This is a genomic window from Serratia sp. 3ACOL1 (assembly GCF_003668775.1).
GTDB lineage: Bacteria > Pseudomonadota > Gammaproteobacteria > Enterobacterales > Enterobacteriaceae > Chania > Chania fonticola.
Genome location: NZ_CP033055.1, coordinates 5,781,394 through 5,797,944, shown reverse-complemented (window position 1 = coordinate 5,797,944; position 16,551 = coordinate 5,781,394). Strand labels below are relative to the sequence as shown.

Here is a 16,551-nt window from a genome sequence, read left to right as displayed (position 1 = left end):
CCGCTTACTCGTCGAAGAACCAATAACCCTGATTAACCAGACCGGTTAACTCGGCAACGAACGCCGGGTTTTGCAGCGCCTCACCTAACTCTTGCTTACCGACGATAGTGTAACGGCATAGGGCATCGGCGGCGTTAGGCTCGACGGTATCCAGGCGTTCGCTGTTGATAAAGAAGCTGCCACCCACCTCCAGCACTCTTAAGCCACTCAGGCGAGTCAGGACGGCACCGTCCATCAACGCTTCGAGAACCTCATCCTGCTCGTAAGGTGGTTGCGCTAGGGCGATATCCAACTCGTGGCGTGGCGTGGTCACGAAGCGGCCAAACCACTGTTTAAAATCTTCCGGCTGATTAATCAGATCCGTCATCATCCCACGCAGGCGATCGAGCTCATACTCTTCAACCCGGCCCGGATGTTCCCGGCAGGTTAAATCAGGATCGCTGTAATGCTCGCCCCCGAGATCGTTTTCCAGCGCATAGTCCGCGAAGCTACTGATTAAATCCCTGCCGTTAGGGCCACGGAAGCCAACGGAATAGTTGAGCGCGGTTTGGTGGGTAAAGCCGTCGTGCGGGAAGCCCGGCGGAATATACAAGATATCGCCCGGCGCCAGATCTTCATCGATAATCGGCTCGAAAGGTTCCACGTGCAGCAGCGCCGGATGCGGGCAAAACTGCTTCAGCGGCAGTTTGTCACCCACGCGCCAGCGGCGGCTCCCCATGCCCTGGATGATAAATACGTCGTATTGATCGATATGTGGCCCTACGCCGCCGCCAGGAACCGAGAAAGAGATCATCAGATCGTCAAACCGCCAGTCCGGTAACACGCGGAACGGGGTGACCAGCTCCGCTGACGGGGCATGCCAGTGGTTTACCGCCTGCGCCAGCAGCGACCAGCCGGTTTCCCCCAGGTTATCAAAATGCTCGAACGGCCCGTGGCTGGCCTGCCATTGACCATGGGTTTGGCTGACCAGACGGCTGTCTACCTCAACCTCCATCGCCAAACCGGCCAACTCGTCCGGGGTGATCGGATCGACAAAGTTCGGGAAGGCATTTTTTAATACCACAGGTTGTTTTTGCCAGTATTTCTCTAAAAATTCGGGCCAGTTAAGATTCAGTTGATAAGCCATGGTTCCACACCAGTGAGAAGACAAACGGGCCTGATTATAAAGAGGCTGCCACCCATGCCGCCTTGTCATTGGTCAATGACTGGGCGTTCAATCAGGCGAAAATAATGCCCCTCACCCCAACCCTCGCCCAAAGGGAGAGGGAGCCGTTACGGCGCTGTAGTCGAGTATGGGAGGCGAACTGTAACATCAACGGCCAGACTCAAACCGTAGGGGCGCTGCATGCTGCGCCCATCTGGATAATCAATGGTTAGCTGGTGCCCTCTGTTCCCCCCTATACGGAGTCAGAGTCAGGTGCAGGAAACAATTTGCAGCATGTTACGCCCCCCTTAAACGCAAAAAGCAGATTGAAGTGGGTTATTACCCACCGCAACCTGCCTGGTGATTCAGTGCTTGAACGAATAACGATTAATGCACTTGCTTGTCATCGACAAAAATATGGTGCGCGGAGCGTGCACGCGGGTGGATAAAGAAGTGCCCTTCTGGTGCAGAATCCGTGCTTACAGGCACCAGCTTGAGGTTGGTCGCCTTCAAGCGTTTATCATGCAGCGCATAGATAATGAACGGGATAGCCACAACCACCAGGAAACATACCACCAGCATAGTCACGTACATATGGTTGGCTTCTACCCCGGCCAGACCTGAAGGCGGGAAGAATGAGACCACAAAGGCAACCGCAGAGGTCAGCAAACCAATAGTAGCCACGGCAAGCTTGACCATGTTGCCACCCGGAATATTGAAGACACGTTCGTTTTCCGGCTGTTTACGTACCAGTTTGATGTAGCCCAGGAACAGCAGGAAGTAACTGCACAGGTAGATCACCACGGTCAACGCCAGCGCAATCAGGAAGGACATGTTATTGCCGCCCCGGTGTTGGTCAGGACAATCAACGCAATCGAGGTAATCACCAACTGAGAAATCACCAGTGCAACCGGCACCCCATTCTTGTTCATTTTGGCAAAGCGAGCAGGCAAGATCCCTTGTTGTGCGGTAACCAGCATGCCGCGAGACGGCCCAACAATCCAGGCAGCGATTTCTGCCAACACGCCCAACAGCAGCAGTGCAGCAATGACGCGAACAGCCCATTCAAACTGCGGACCGAAGTGCGAGATCAACACGCTGAAGGTTTGCATCACCCCTGCAGAAAGGTTGATTTCACCACGTGGGATCACCGCTGCGATAGAAAGCCCGCCGACAGAACTTAAACAAATGGCCGCAACCATCAGCAACAGCATGGCAAGCGGGTAATCCCGGCCTGGGTTTTTCATCTCGTTGACGTGAGTCGCCGAGGCTTCAACGCCCATATAGCTCAGGATAAACGCCACGAACACCACCAGCGTCCCCATTTGGGTAAAGTCTGGGAAGAAGGTAGAGGCGTTCATTTCGATGGCCAGCGGCGCACCAGAATGCAGATAGCTGACGGACAGGATCACCAGGACAGCCGCCGGTAACAGGATGCCGGCAAAGAAGCCAATCTTGGCAATGCGCGCGGTGTTTTTGGTGCCACCGAACTGGGTGAACGCCAGACCCCACAAGATAACCAATGCCGCGACGGTTTTAACGATCGGGTCTTCGTTCAGTTCAGGCCATTTGAGGATATAAGACAGTGCCCCCAGCACAAAATAGAGCATAGGGATAAAACCGATGGCAATTTGCAGATAGCCAAAAGAGATGGCGGCAAAGCCCCATTTTTCACCCAGAGTTTTAGACACCCAGGTGAATACCCCGCCTTCCTGCCACCCTTTTACCGTCGCCATCTCAGCGGCGCATAGACCGACGGGAATGAACCATAGGAACCCGCCTAACAGCAGGAAGAAGATCAGAGAAAAACCCGAGGTTGCAAAGGTCGGATATTCATAAACCGCCATCACCATAGATGCAGTAATAGCAAAAAAGCCTAACAACGTTAATTGTTTTGGAGCGGCGCTTTTTTCTGTGCTCGCCATAACGATTCTCCTGCAGGAAGAGGTTACTCTTCCCAGCGAATATTGGTGGGGAAAAAAGCGGGGCTGGCATCAACGCCGCCCCGAAATAATAAAGCCCTAGCCTTAGCCGTGATTGAACCCGCTGCCTTGTTGCGCAGACACTGGGTTGATGACAGGGTGATTCTCGAATTCAACCAGCGCCCTTTTGATATCTTCGATCAGCAGGCAACCGAGGTCGTAGCTCACGCCGTGGCGCACCAGAATGCGTTGAATAACCAGGTCTTCACGGTGTGTCGGCATCGAATAGGCCGGAACCTGCCAACCGCGAGCGCGAAGTTTTTCCGCCAGATCGTAAAGGGTATAACCACCGATCGCCGCGCCGTCTTTCAGTTTCCACGCCAGCGCCGGGATGCCTTTATCGCTGTCACCATCAAACAGGATTTCAAACGGCCCTAACTTGCCAATCTCGGCCGCCAAATGCTGAGCCGTGGCGTAGCAAGCGTTGTGAATTTTGGCGTAGCCTTCGCGGCCAAGGCGCAGGAAGTTGTAATACTGCGCCACGATCTGGCCACCGGGGCGTGAGAAGTTCAGCGCGAAGGTTGGCATGTTGCCACCGAGATAGTTGACGTTGAAAATCAGCTCTTCGGGCAAATCCGCCGCTTCACGCCATACCACCCAGCCAGCACCCAACGGCGCCAAACCAAATTTATGACCGGATGAGTTAATGGATTTCACCCGTGGCAGACGGAAGTCCCACTCCAGTTCTGGCGAGCAGAATGGAGCCAGGAAAGCGCCGCTGGCACCATCGATGTGCATCGGAATATCCAGGCCGGTTTCCTGCTGCAGGCGATCCAGCGCATCACTGACCTCTTTCACCGGCTCGTACTGGCAGGTGAACGTCACGCCCAGGGTTGGCACGACACCAATGGTGTTTTCGTCAACGCGCTTGAGCACTTCTTCCGCGTTCATGATCAGACGATCGCCTTCCAGCGGGATTTCACGCAGCTCTACGTCAAAGTAACGAGCAAACTTGTGCCAGCAGATCTGTACCGGGCCACAAATCAGGTTCGGTTTATCGCTAGGCAACCCCTGCTCGGCACGCTTTTTGCGCCACTGCCATTTCAGCGCCAGCCCACCCAGCATGGCGGCTTCAGAGGAACCGATGGTTGAACAGCCAAGGGTGGTTTCCGGCGTTGGCGAATTCCACAGGTCGGCCAGCATTCTGACGCAGCGGGCTTCAATTTCGGCAGTTTGCGGATATTCATCTTTATCGATCATGTTCTTGTCGATAGACAGATCCATCAGTTCACGAATTTCGTCATCCACCCAGGTCTGGCAGAACGTCGCCAGGTTTTGGCGGGAATTACCGTCCAACATCAGTTCATCGCGGATAGCATTAAAGACGTTACGCGGATTACGCTCGGTAATGGGGAAAGTTGACTTAGGTAATTCACCCGCTAAATCTACTGACGCGTAAACATCATCATTTTCATTATAAGCTGGGGTGTTATTTGCCTTATTCATAATAATAACCTTTTAAGAGAGACCTATTAATCAAGAATTAAATTCGCGATATCAGGCAGCATAAATAGCGTTATTATTTGAACGCTACGTTCGCCGCAAAACTTGATAAGGATATTAGAACAGGCATCGTTTCGAAGATATGAGAGGGATTGGTAATTACTGTAGGTGCGGGACTACAGTTGTAGGCTTATATCAAGGGGCGCAGCAAGCCGCGCCCCTACTGGGTATGAATATACCTATGGGCGGGAAAATGCCTCAATAGCTGCATTCAGCCCCTGCAGCAACTGTTCCAGCTCGCGCATGCCCTCATCGATCACCGCCTCATGCTGTTGTGTCGCCAGCGCATTTTCCAGTTCTTCGCTAAGCAGATGTAGTGACGTGGCCCCCAGCAGCTGAGCCGTACCATTAATGCGGTGTAAATGGCTTTGCAGAGTTAGCCAGTCCTGAGAGTGGAGTGCCTTTCTCGCCGCCAGCAAATCTTGGTCATTTTCCAGGCGCGACTGTTCAAGCATCTGGCGCATCAGGGCGTTGTCACCCAAGCTGAGTGCCTGCAGCGTAGCCATATCGATAAACTCGCTGAGTGGATCGGCCTGCGAAGGTCCTGTCACACCTTGTAGCGCCGCTTCCAACTGCGGTAAATCTACCGGTTTAAACAGGCACAGGTTCATGCCCATCGCCAGGCAGCGCTCTTTCTCTTCCGCCTGTGCGTTAGCGGTTAGCCCCCAGATAATGATGTCCTGATTGAATTCACGCACCCGACGGGTCAGCGTTATGCCATCCATATTAGGCATGTTGAGATCGGTGATGAGCAGATCGTACGGATTGGCCTCAATCAAGGCCAGGGCTGCCACACCATCAATGGCCTCGTCGACCCGATAGCCAAGCGTAGCCAACTGACGACGCAGCAGCAGCCGGTTGGTGGGGTGATCGTCAGCAATCACAATCCTCAGCGCTGTAGGCCCACTGACGAGCGATTTAGGTGTGAATGAAACGGCGATAACCTTTTCCAGATCCGCAACCGCGGTGGTGAGCGTCACCGTCATGGTGGTGCCCCTGCCCGGCTGGCTGGCCATGTCTATGGTACCGGCCATGCGTTCAACCAACTCACGGCAGATCGTCAGACCCAATCCCGATCCGGTCTGTTGCTTGCCCCACTTGGTCTGACTAAAGGGCTTGAACAGGTGTTGCTGTTCCTGCGGGCTAATGCCCGCCCCACTATCTTTCACGCTCAGCGTCAGGCGAGTGTGATCGGTGCCCTGCGCGTGCGTTTGCGCTATCACTTCGATCCCTCCCTCAACGGTAAATTTGATGGCGTTACTGAGGAGATTGGCCAGCACCTGTTTCACCGCCTGCGGATCGAGCCACAGCGCCTGCGTTTTTTCCAGGCGGTAATCGACCGACAGCCGCAGGTTTTTCAGCGTGGCCCCCCCTTCAAAACTACTGACCGTCGTAGCTAACAACGAGGCCAGATCCACCCATTCTGGCGCCAGCTCAAAGTTGCCAGACTCAATTTTTTCCATGTCCAGCACATCGCCAATCAGGCCGAGTAGTGACTGAGCGGTGGAATAAGCCAACTGAATAGATTCCTTCTCTGCTGCCGGACTTTGGCTATGGGTCGTCAGTAACTCCAGGAACCCCATGATTGCACTCACCGGCGTACGGATCTCATGGCTCATGGTGGCAAGGAAAGTGCTCTTGGCCCGATTGGCATCGATGGCCTTGTCTTTCTCCACCTGCAACGCCCCCATCAGTTGCCTGGATTCGGTAATGTCCTTCCAGCCGCAAATCAGCGTTGGCGGCGTGTTGGCGGGCAGTTGGCACAGCGTTAACCAGTGCAGGATCAGGCGCTCTTCCGTGCCATTATTCAGCACCAGTTGATGAGGGATAACCTGGTTGACTTGCAACCCTTGCTGGATATCGGGTTGAAGCGCTGCGAAAATGTCTGCCAGCGGATGACGGCGATCGAACAATGAATGATGCATCGCGGCATGTAACTCGGGGGTGAAGAAGGCCCCGAAGGCGCTGTTGTAGCTTTCAAGCTCGCCTTCCAACGAGATCACGTACACCGGTACGGGGATCGAGTTGAATAAGGTCTGGCGGAAACCGAGCTGATACTCCAGCGCAGCCTGTGCCTCTTTGCTTTTACGGATGGCCCGCAGCAGATAGGCTCCCCACAGCAAGCTGCTGACAACCAGCAGCGTAGCCAGAACGATCACCAGGTAAAAAGGCCGGTTATAGAGGTTCCAGGTGTCAATTTTCACTTCGGGGGTTTTTACCCACTTCCCGGCCAAATTCATCAGTTCTTTGGGGGGAATATCGTCGATGGCCTTATTCAGAATGCTTTGTAATTCTTGCGAGCCACGTGGAATGACAAAGGCGATCTGGGCGGTGCGCTCGTCGGGGATACGGAAATAGCTCAACCGATTGGGATAATAGTGATCGATGATGTAGCGCGAGGCGAGCTGTGTGGACACCACCGCGTCAATTTCCCTCCGATCCAGCATGCTCAGCGCCGCGCCGGTGTTCTCTACCTCAACCCATTGCACACCCGGATATTTGGCTTTTAGCTTTTCCGATAACGTATGGTAGGCCGGAATAGCGACTTTCATACCAGGCTTCATCGTTTCGGTCTGCTTGACTGCAACGCGGGTGACGATCACAAAAGGAGTCGCCAAAAACGGATGAGTGAAGGCCGCCTGTTCTTCCCGCTCTGGGCTGTACGTGGCCGAGGACAGGATATCCCAATTGCCACTACGTATAATGCTGGCCATCTCTTCATTGGAATTGGCAATCACCGGTTCAAAGGTCAAACCGGTTTGCAGCTGGATCAGGTTAAGGATATCGCCAACTATCCCGCGTATTTCCTGGTTTTCATCCACCATGCTGAACGGGGCGTAATAGGGATTAATCACTATGCGCAATTTGCGGTTTTTTTCCAGCCAGCGAGTTTCCTGGGGGGTAAAAGCCAGGTCCCTGGTTAAAAAGGTGAGGTTACCCATATCAATCCAGGACTGAGCAATCTGGCTGTGCTGAGGTTCGGTCAGTGAACTGATAAATCTGTCGACAATGTTGACCAATTGCCGCTGACTATCGAGCGCAATAAGCACGTCGCCACTTTGCGGTGCTCGCCAGAACTTCACCATTCCCAACGTCTGGTAGAAATCGCGCGCGATAATAAAACTGGTGGTGAGGTTATTGCCGAGAAAGTAGTCACTCTGATGGCTGGCAACCGAGGCCAACGCCTGATATTCATCGGCAAAAGAAACGACGCTGGCGTTAGGAAATGCCTGTTTAATAAATGATTCTGGGGGATAATCCCGGGTGATCGCTATCTTGAGCTTATCGCTATTATCGTGAAACGGCTTCATCACCTCGGCAAGCCGCGTCACCAGCGTTGGATAGCCTTGCACCAGCGGCAAGCTGGCAATAAAGGGAGCCTTTTGCGGGCTAATCCTACCGGGAGTAGTGAGAACAAGATCGACGCGGCCCGCAAGCAGTGCCGCCAATGCCTGTTGCTCATCGGCGTAGAGTTTGACGTTCACATTGATATTCAGCGCCTTTCCAAACAGCGCAAGATAATCCGCATTCATTCCCCAATAGCGTCCGGTAACACTATTCATACTCAACGGTTGGGATTCAACACCATACACCGCGACGGTAAGACTGTGCTTTTGCGCCAGCCAGATAAAGTCGTCGTGGCCCAAGTAGACGGCCGGTGGCGTGACCAGGTGGTTACTCGCCAGCGCTAACGTGATCGGCCCGTTGATCACTGCTTGTGCAGGCAGCATCAGACACAGTAAAACCAGCCAAAACCCCAATACCCGTTTTAGCATGCACTCACCCAATTTTATTACGGTTGGCGAAAGCAAATAGATCGGCTAACGAGCTACAGCCAAGCTTCTCCATTAAACGGCTTTTATAGGTGCTGACCGTTTTATTGCTGATAAACATCGCCGCCGCAATCTGCATATTATCTGCCCCGCTGAGGAGGGAACGCATCACCTTGATCTCCTGGCTGGAGAGCGACAGCAGCATTTCCTGTTCCGAAGAAAGACTGCCGACAAAACCGTTCAGTGAGAAAGGAAAATAGCTGTAGCCATTCTGGGCAGCATGCACCGCGGCGATGATATTGGTCATGCCCTCTTTTTTACTGATAAACGCATTGGCCCCGGCATCCGCGCTACGCTTGCCGTAGAACAGATCGTTTTTGGCGGAGACCACGATAATGATTTGGCTGAACTGCTGCTTTCTGAGCTTTTCAACCACCTCAATGCCGCTCATGATAGGAATATCGACGTCGACAATCACCACGTCTGGCTGCTGCTGCGCCACCTGTAGCAGCGCCTCTGCCCCGTCCCCCGCCTCGCCAATGACGCTAATGCCTTCACTTTCCAGCAGGTTCTTGATTGCCATACGAGCCAGAGGATGGTCGTCAACAATTACGGCGCTCAAAGACTTGGTTTCACTCATTGTCGTTTCCTGGTCATATAAAAAACACGGGCAGCGTTGGTCAACGATGTTTCTTCGCTTACGAAATATCTTAAGGATTTCAAGCTATCTACGAGCTTATAGCATAACCCTGTTTATAGTTCTAATTCGCTGTTGTCCCCTCACCCCAACCCTCTCCAAAAGGGAGAGGGAGTTGTACGGAGCCGAAGTCAATCTGTGGCATATTCACTCCCCTTCCCCTGTACCTGTAGTTGCAGGATGGACTTCACGTGTAGGACGCTGCCTGCAATGATTTCCGATGTCTCTGCTGTGTTACGGCAACGCCTGCTTTTATAATCACTACGAACTTTCAGCGTTTGTTCCCATAGGCCTATGCCGCTTTAAGCTGAAGGTGATTAACCAAGCCATTCAATGAATAAATTACGCGCTGAGCTTATTGCCCACAGCAGCGTAATGGTTTGCTATTGCTCATAAAACAGACAAGCAAGGGTTTTGCCATGCCACAACCACCACAGTCAGACAGTAATCAGGTGAAAACACCATTAGAAAAAAGAAAGCAGTGGCTGCTCATTTTTCTAATGGTGATTATTATTGCGGCCTTGGCCAGTGCAACCTGGTGGTATTTCAATTCGCGCAATGTGCAAAGCACCGATGATGCCTATGTAATGGGCAATCAGGTCACTATTTCTTCGCAGGTTAATGGCAGCGTGGTCAGCGTGAATTACACCAATACCGATTTAGTCCAGCAAGGGGATGTCTTGGTCAATTTAGATGATACCGATGCCAACCTCAACTTTAAAAAAGTCAAAAATAAGCTGGCGGAAACGGTGAGAAAAACCAAACAGATCTATGTCAACGACGCACAATATAACGCCAATATTGCCCAGGCTAAAATCGCTTACCAGCAAGCGCAGGCCGATTATCAACGCCGTACCCAATTGATGGGTGCGGGAGCCTTTTCAAAAGAAGACCTGCAACATGCGCGCAATGCCGTTAGCAGCAGCAAAGCAGCGCTGGACGTTGCTATCGAGCAATATCGCAGCAATCGTACCCTGATCCAGAATTCCACGCTTGAACAGCAGCCGGCCATCCTGTTGGCGGCAGAACAAATGCGCGAAGCCTGGCTCGCGCTTCAACGCACCAAAATTCGCAGCCCGGTGACCGGCTATGTTGCTCAACGCAATGTGCAGGTGGGCGAAACGCTCAGTGCTGGCCAGGCCTTATTATCCATCGTCCCGGCCGATCAGCTGTGGATTGACGCCAACTTCAAGGAAACCCAGCTCAGCGGCGTGCGCATTGGGCAAAAGGTGAGCGTGGTGAGCGATCTGTATGGCAGCAACGTGGTGTTCGACGGCGTGGTTGAAGGGATCAATATGGGGACCGGCGGAGCGTTCTCGGTGCTGCCCGCGCAGAATGCCACCGGTAACTGGATCAAAGTGGTTCAACGCCTGCCGGTGCGTATTACCCTGGATGCGGAACAGCTCAAGGCATACCCACTGCGGATTGGCTTATCCACCACGGTGACCTTGCGCGAAAACAACACCAATGGCCCTGCCCTATCTACCACCCAACGCCTGAAACCGGCTTACCAAAGCCAGGCGCTGGTGCTCGATACCTCCAGTATCGACGGGGAAATCCAAGACATCATCAAAGCCAATGCGATGTGATTTATGAGCAACAACACACTGCTGCCGTTAAAAGGCTGGTCATTGATTCTGTTGACGCTGTCGCTGTCGATGGCGACCTTTATGCAGATGTTGGACTCCACCATCTCCAACGTCGCCATTCCCACCATTTCCGGGTTCCTGGGTGCCTCTACGGACGAAGGAACCTGGGTGATCACCTCGTTTGGCGTCGCCAATGCGATCTCCATCCCGATAACCGGGCGTCTGGCGCAGCGGTTCGGCGAGAGTAAGCTGTTTTTAGCTTCGGTGACGTTGTTTGCACTGGCGTCGCTGTGCTGCGGGTTCTCCACCAATCTCGATATGCTGATCTTTTTCCGCGTCATTCAGGGATTGGTCGCAGGCCCGTTGATCCCACTATCGCAAAGCCTGCTGCTGCGTAACTACCCGCCGGAGAAGCGTAATATCGCGTTGGCGCTGTGGTCGATGACGGTGATTATCGCCCCGATCTTTGGCCCGATTATTGGCGGCTATATTTGCGATAACTACGACTGGGGCTGGATATTTTTAATCAACGTTCCATTCGGCATCATCGTCGTTGCCATTACCGCATGGAAGCTGAAAGGAAGAGAAACACCCACCGAGCCGGTAAAAATCAACCTGTTCGCCCTGAGCCTACTGGTGCTCGGTGTGGGTAGCCTGCAAATCATGTTGGATAAAGGCAAAGACCTCGACTGGTTTAACTCTACCACCGTGATTGTGTTGGCCGTGATCGCCGTAGTCGCGCTGATTTTGCTGGTTATCTGGGAAGCTACCAACGATAACCCGATCATCGATCTGAGCCTGTTCCGTTCACGTAACTTCAGCATCGGCATCCTGTGTATCAGTTGTGCGTATCTGATTTATGCCGGGGCCATTGTGTTGATGCCGCAACTGCTGCAGACGGTGTTTGATTACACCTCGGTGTGGGCAGGGCTGGCCTATGCCCCCATCGGGCTGATGCCGCTGCTGATCGCGCCATTGATTGGCCGCTACGGCGATCGTATTGATATGCGGGTATTGGTGACCTTTAGCTTTATCGTGTATGCCGGTTGCTACTACTGGCGTGCGATGACGTTTAATCCGGCGATTGATTTTACTGCCGTGGTGTTGCCGCAGCTGATGCAAGGTTTCGCCGTGGCTTGCTTCTTCCTGCCGCTGACCACCATTTCATTGTCAGGGCTCGCACCAGAAAAATTCGCAGCGGCCACCAGCCTGAGCAACTTTTTCCGGACGTTATCTGGCTCGATCGGCACGTCACTCACCATGACCCTGTGGAGCCACCGGGAATCGTTTCACCATGCGCAGTTGACGCAGTCAGTGACGCAATTCAACCCGGCTGCGATCAACCTGGATCACCATCTGCAAAATCTGGGATTCAATCAGCAGCAAGCCGCGACCTATATCAACGATCAAATTACCCAGCAGAGCCTGCTGATGTCGGCCAACGATATTTTCTATCTCTCTGCCGGGGTATTCCTGATGCTGACCCTGCTGGTGTGGTTCGCCAAGCCGCCGTTTAATACGGCCAAGGCGGGGTGATAAACGGGGAATTAGAGAGGCGCTGGCGCGCCTCCCGATTTACTTAATCCGTTTGCCGGAGCCATCAACAATCTTTTCGCCGTCCTCTTTGGCCAATGCCCCTATTTGCGGATTAGGCAGGATATCAAGCACCGTTTCGGAGGGGCGGCATAGGCGGGTCCCCAGCGGCGTCACTACAATCGGCCGGTTAATCAGAATCGGCTGTTGCAGCATAAAGTCGATCAACTGCTCGTCGGTGAAGACGTCTGCTGCCAGCCCTAACTGCTCATAGGGTTCCACGTTGTTACGCAACAAGGCCCGCACGCTGACCCCCATGTCTGCAATGAGTTTCACCAGTTCAGCGCGGCTGGGGGGTGTCTCCAGATAATGGACGATCGTTGGCTCTGCACCGCTGTTGCGAATCAGCGCCAGCGTATTACGTGAGGTGCCGCAGGCCGGGTTGTGGTAGATCGTAATCATGGGTGTTCCTCGCTACAAAGTGATGGATAGACGTAACGCCAAGGCTGTCAGCGTGACCAACAACACAGGTACGGTCATGATAATTCCGGTACGGAAGTAATATCCCCAGGTGATCGTCATGTTTTTCTGTGACAAGACATGCAGCCAGAGCAGCGTTGCCAAGCTGCCAATCGGCGTGATTTTTGGCCCCAGATCGCAGCCAATAACGTTGGCGTAAATCATGGCCTCCTTAATCACTCCTGACGCAGTACTCCCCTCAATGGACAGCGCGCCAATCAACACCGTTGGCATATTGTTCATAATGGATGACAGGAATGCGGTCAGGAAGCCAGTGCCAAGCGTGGCGGCCCATAAACCATTCTCCGCCAGCAGGTTCAACACGCCGGAGAGGTACTCCGTTAGCCCGGCGTTGCGTAGGCCATAAACCACCAGATACATCCCCAACGAGAAAATGACGATCTGCCAAGGCGCGCCGTGCAGCACCTTCCCGGTGTTGATGGCATGGCCTCTTTTGGCCACCGCAAACAGGATCAGCGCCCCCACGGCAGCAATAGCGCTGACCGGAATGCCGAGCGGCTCCAGCACGAAGAAACCCACCAACAGCAGGATCAATACCACCCAGCCAGTTTTGAACGTGGCCGGATCTTTGATGGCTTTCGCCGGTTGTTTCAGTCGTTCAAGATCATAGGTCGGCGGAATGTCCTTGCGAAAGAACAGGTGCAGCATCACCAGCGTCGCGATAATCGCAGCGATATCGACAGGCACCATCACCGAAGCATATTGCGTGAAGCCCAGATCAAAGAAGTCTGCCGAGACGATATTGACCAGATTGGACACAATCAGCGGCAGACTGGCGGTATCGGCAATAAACCCGGCAGCCATGACAAACGCCAACGTGGTGCCTTTGCTGAACCCAAGCGCCAGCAGCATGGCGATCACGATGGGGGTCAGGATCAGCGCAGCTCCATCGTTGGCAAACAAAGCCGCCACGGCTGCGCCTAGTAACACGATGTAAGTGAACAGCAGGCGCCCCCGCCCGTTTCCCCAACGGGAGACATGCAGCGCAGCCCATTCGAAAAAGCCAGACTCATCGAGCAACAGGCTGATCATGATCACGGCGATAAAGGTCGCCGTGGCATTCCAGACAATATTCCACACCACCGGGATATCGGCAATCTGCACCACTCCGGTAAGCAAGGCCAGCCCCGCGCCAAGTGTGGCACTCCACCCAATCCCTAACCCTTTCGGCTGCCAGATCACCAGCAAAATGGTCAGGATAAATATCGCCCCAGCCAATAACATACTTACCACCTCAATTATATATATGTATTTTCATATGTGTTTGCGCAAAAAAATTAGCTACACAGGGTTTTGCCCTCGCTGGAGCCATTCGCCACTGCCAGCTTACGTGCCATAGTGTGGACTTCGTCCTGTTGGCTCAACCAGGCTTGTTCAACAACCAGGGCTGCCCAGGCAGGAATATGCGGGGAAAGACGATAATGCACCCACTTGCCCTGCTTACGATCCAGCAGCAACCCGCACTCTCTTAGCATTGCCAAGTGGCGCGAGATCTTGGGTTGCGACTCTTCCAGCCCGGTGCAAAGATCGCAAACGCACAGTTCACCCAGCTGTTTGAGCAGCAACACGATACCCAGGCGGGTTTCGTCCGACAGGATTTTGAACAGCTGCAAGGAAGTCAGGGTCATAGGTCTCTCCACTACGATCGGTGGATAAATCATACCCACAGGCGCTTTCAAGTCAATAACACATTTGAATTTTCATATATGTTTTTCTCTTCCCTTACCCCAGAAAGATGTCAACGTTGTGTCGATACGTCGCTCCGGCAATATGGCTTTACATTTAAGCCAATTAAAAAGCTATAATGCGGTAATATATTCACACCCCGGCAACAAATAATATTGCACCAAATAGTGTGAGCCTGTTCAAGACGAAAAACGCCCAATAATGCTATTTATTCTGCATGGTTTTCTCTAACGTGGATCTGCGTCATCATGAATCATTTAGAACTGCAGGCACTGCGTCAGCTTTTTTTTATGACGGTCGAAGAATGTGCGGCCTATATTTCACCTGACAACAATTTAGCTACATGGCAGCAATGGGAGCGTGGTGAAAGTGAAATACCGGACGCTATTATTGATACATTCACAAAAATGATTAGAAAAAGAAAAACCCACATCAACGCCATCATCGACAAGATCAACAATCGCATTGGGAATAACACCATGCGCTTCTTCCCCGATTATGCGTCCTTCCTGGCTGTCTACCCCCAAGGTGATTATCTGGAATGGAAAATTTATCAGTCGGTCGCCGCACAACTTTATGCTTATGATCTAGAGCGGCTATGTTAACCCAAACTAATAGGATAAATCGCGCTCGTTAACCTGGACGGAATTTAATAAGGACGGCTTATCAACACCGCCTGCCCATAGTTTTAACTGACTATCACTCCTGACAGCAGGCTAACGCCTGTAACAATCTCGTGCCCAGCCGTTTTTCCCGGCACGAATTATTTATTATGAACGAGTTTCTGAGCAACAACCTATGGAAAACAAGTATGTACCAACGGCCTTGGGGCTGTATCTGAACTATCTGGTGCACGGTATGGGGGTGATATTAATCAGCTTGAATATGCCTTATCTGGCAGAACAATGGCACACCGATGCCGCAGGCATCTCTATCGTCATCTCTTCTTTGGGCATTGGCAGGCTAAGTGTGTTATTAATCACCGGCATGTTATCCGATCGTTTTGGCCGCAGACCCTTTATTTTCCTGGGGATAGTGTGCTATTTGGGCTTCTTTTTCGGCATTCTGCTTAGCCACACCATTATTATCGCTTATGTGTTTGGTTTTTTAGCCGGCGTCGCCAACAGTTTTCTCGACTCGGGCACCTACCCTACGCTGATGGAGGCGTTCCCCAAGTCGCCAGGCACCGCCAATATCTTGATCAAAGCCTTTGTCTCCGGCGGCCAGTTTATGTTGCCGATGGTCATCAGCCTGCTGGTCTGGGCTGAGGTCTGGTTTGGCTGGTCCTTCCTGATAGCCGCCGGCATTATGCTGCTCAACGGCCTGTTCCTACTGCGCTGCCCATTCCCCGCGCACCCGGGGCGACGAGTGGCCGCCGAGCCCGATGTAGCTACAGATGACAATCACCGCTGTTCCATTGTTGATCTGATCAGCTATACCCTCTATGGCTATATCGCCATGGCCACCTTTTACCTGATCAGCCAGTGGCTGGCACAGTATGGCCAGTTTGTGGCGGGCATGAGCTATACGATGTCGATCAAGCTGCTGAGCATCTACACCATCGGCTCACTGATGTGCGTATTCATCACCGCCGGGCTGGTAAAGAAAAGGTTTAAATCAACCACCTTTCTGATGCTGTATACCTTTATCTCTTTCATTACCTTACTCACCGTTTGCCTGTATCCCAACATGTACGTCGTGATGGTTTTCGCCTTTGTTATCGGCTTCTCTGCCGCTGGCGGGGTCATGCAGTTGGGGCTGACGCTGATGGCTACCCGCCTTCCCAATGCGAAAGGCAAAGCCACCGGCATCTATTACAGCGCCGGCAGCCTGGCAACCTTCACCATTCCGTTGATTACCGCCAAGATTTCCGAAACCAGTATCGCCAACATTATGTGGTTCGATACCGCTATTGCAGCCTGTGGTTTTCTACTGGCGCTGTTTATTGGCTACCGTAGCCATAAAGAAGCTAACCGTCCCTTCAAGATGGCCCAAGTTATCAACTGATCCCACACCTTTTACCTCCTCCTGAACACGCAGATAAACGGGCGCAGCATGCAGCGCCCCTACGTTATGAGCCGGTTGGAAAATGTGGTTTTATTCC

11 protein-coding genes and 1 pseudogene are annotated in these 16,551 nt (G+C 52.8%); 4 read left to right on the top strand and 8 right to left on the bottom strand.

The window, feature by feature from the left end; translation table 11 throughout:
• Positions 1 to 4: 4 nt before the first annotated feature.
• The 5 genes and pseudogenes from D9980_RS26250 to evgA all read right to left on the bottom strand — a co-directional run bounded on the left by D9980_RS26250 (position 5) and on the right by evgA (position 9,024).
• A complete protein-coding gene (locus D9980_RS26250) occupies positions 5 to 1,126 on the bottom strand; it encodes a cupin domain-containing protein (RefSeq protein WP_121608883.1) in 1,122 nt (373 codons plus the stop codon).
• A gap of 405 nt (positions 1,127 to 1,531) precedes the next feature.
• Positions 1,532 to 3,069, bottom strand: a pseudogene (gene gadC / locus D9980_RS26245) (glutamate:gamma-aminobutyrate antiporter).
• A 102-nt stretch (positions 3,070 to 3,171) separates the two neighbouring features.
• Complete coding sequence (locus D9980_RS26240) at positions 3,172 to 4,572, bottom strand: glutamate decarboxylase (RefSeq protein WP_121608882.1); 1,401 nt, start codon at positions 4,570 to 4,572, stop codon at positions 3,172 to 3,174.
• Positions 4,573 to 4,808: 236 nt separating this feature from the next.
• Positions 4,809 to 8,405, bottom strand: a complete 3,597-nt coding sequence (locus D9980_RS26235; RefSeq protein WP_121608881.1) for a transporter substrate-binding domain-containing protein — start codon at positions 8,403 to 8,405, stop codon at positions 4,809 to 4,811.
• 4 nt (positions 8,406 to 8,409) lie between these two features.
• A complete protein-coding gene (gene evgA, locus D9980_RS26230) occupies positions 8,410 to 9,024 on the bottom strand; it encodes an acid-sensing system DNA-binding response regulator EvgA (RefSeq protein ID WP_024483683.1) in 615 nt (204 codons plus the stop codon).
• Between the two features lie 494 nt (positions 9,025 to 9,518).
• Between evgA and D9980_RS26225 the strand changes: the two genes are divergently transcribed.
• Together D9980_RS26225 and D9980_RS26220 are read left to right on the top strand one after the other, a co-directional pair.
• On the top strand, positions 9,519 to 10,688 hold the full coding sequence (locus D9980_RS26225; protein ID WP_121608880.1) for an EmrA/EmrK family multidrug efflux transporter periplasmic adaptor subunit: 1,170 nt from the start codon (positions 9,519 to 9,521) through the stop codon (positions 10,686 to 10,688).
• Positions 10,689 to 10,691: 3 nt separating this feature from the next.
• Positions 10,692 to 12,224, top strand: a complete 1,533-nt coding sequence (locus D9980_RS26220; RefSeq protein WP_121608879.1) for a DHA2 family efflux MFS transporter permease subunit — start codon at positions 10,692 to 10,694, stop codon at positions 12,222 to 12,224.
• A 39-nt stretch (positions 12,225 to 12,263) separates the two neighbouring features.
• On the opposite strand, the gene arsC is transcribed toward D9980_RS26220, so the two are convergent.
• The 3 genes from arsC to D9980_RS26205 are packed head-to-tail and all read right to left on the bottom strand — an operon-like array spanning position 12,264 to position 14,389.
• Positions 12,264 to 12,683, bottom strand: coding sequence for a glutaredoxin-dependent arsenate reductase (gene arsC, locus D9980_RS26215; protein WP_121608878.1), 420 nt, complete (start codon positions 12,681 to 12,683; stop codon positions 12,264 to 12,266).
• Positions 12,684 to 12,695: 12 nt separating this feature from the next.
• Entirely contained in the window at positions 12,696 to 13,985 is a 1,290-nt protein-coding gene (locus D9980_RS26210; RefSeq protein ID WP_121608877.1) for an arsenic transporter, read from the bottom strand.
• 53 nt (positions 13,986 to 14,038) lie between these two features.
• On the bottom strand, positions 14,039 to 14,389 hold the full coding sequence (locus D9980_RS26205; RefSeq protein ID WP_121608876.1) for a transcriptional regulator: 351 nt from the start codon (positions 14,387 to 14,389) through the stop codon (positions 14,039 to 14,041).
• Positions 14,390 to 14,695: 306 nt separating this feature from the next.
• Between D9980_RS26205 and D9980_RS26200 the strand changes: the two genes are divergently transcribed.
• Complete coding sequence (locus tag D9980_RS26200; RefSeq protein WP_121608875.1) at positions 14,696 to 15,052, top strand: YdiL family protein; 357 nt, start codon at positions 14,696 to 14,698, stop codon at positions 15,050 to 15,052.
• A gap of 193 nt (positions 15,053 to 15,245) precedes the next feature.
• Complete coding sequence (locus D9980_RS26195) at positions 15,246 to 16,454, top strand: MFS transporter (protein ID WP_024483677.1); 1,209 nt, start codon at positions 15,246 to 15,248, stop codon at positions 16,452 to 16,454.
• The last annotated feature ends 97 nt before the right edge of the window (positions 16,455 to 16,551 follow it).

What these genes read in the sequence shown, in the direction of transcription:
- D9980_RS26250 (WP_121608883.1), bottom strand. Translation starts at nt 1,126, where the DNA reads ATGGCTTATCAACTGAATCTTAACTGGCCCGAATTTTTAGAGAAATAC.
- D9980_RS26240 (WP_121608882.1), bottom strand. Translation starts at nt 4,572, where the DNA reads ATGAATAAGGCAAATAACACCCCAGCTTATAATGAAAATGATGATGTT.
- D9980_RS26235 (WP_121608881.1), bottom strand. Translation starts at nt 8,405, where the DNA reads ATGCTAAAACGGGTATTGGGGTTTTGGCTGGTTTTACTGTGTCTGATG.
- D9980_RS26225 (WP_121608880.1), top strand. Translation starts at nt 9,519, where the DNA reads ATGCCACAACCACCACAGTCAGACAGTAATCAGGTGAAAACACCATTA.
- D9980_RS26220 (WP_121608879.1), top strand. Translation starts at nt 10,692, where the DNA reads ATGAGCAACAACACACTGCTGCCGTTAAAAGGCTGGTCATTGATTCTG.
- arsC (WP_121608878.1), bottom strand. Translation starts at nt 12,683, where the DNA reads ATGATTACGATCTACCACAACCCGGCCTGCGGCACCTCACGTAATACG.
- D9980_RS26210 (WP_121608877.1), bottom strand. Translation starts at nt 13,985, where the DNA reads ATGTTATTGGCTGGGGCGATATTTATCCTGACCATTTTGCTGGTGATC.
- D9980_RS26205 (WP_121608876.1), bottom strand. Translation starts at nt 14,389, where the DNA reads ATGACCCTGACTTCCTTGCAGCTGTTCAAAATCCTGTCGGACGAAACC.
- D9980_RS26200 (WP_121608875.1), top strand. Translation starts at nt 14,696, where the DNA reads ATGAATCATTTAGAACTGCAGGCACTGCGTCAGCTTTTTTTTATGACG.
- D9980_RS26195 (WP_024483677.1), top strand. Translation starts at nt 15,246, where the DNA reads ATGGAAAACAAGTATGTACCAACGGCCTTGGGGCTGTATCTGAACTAT.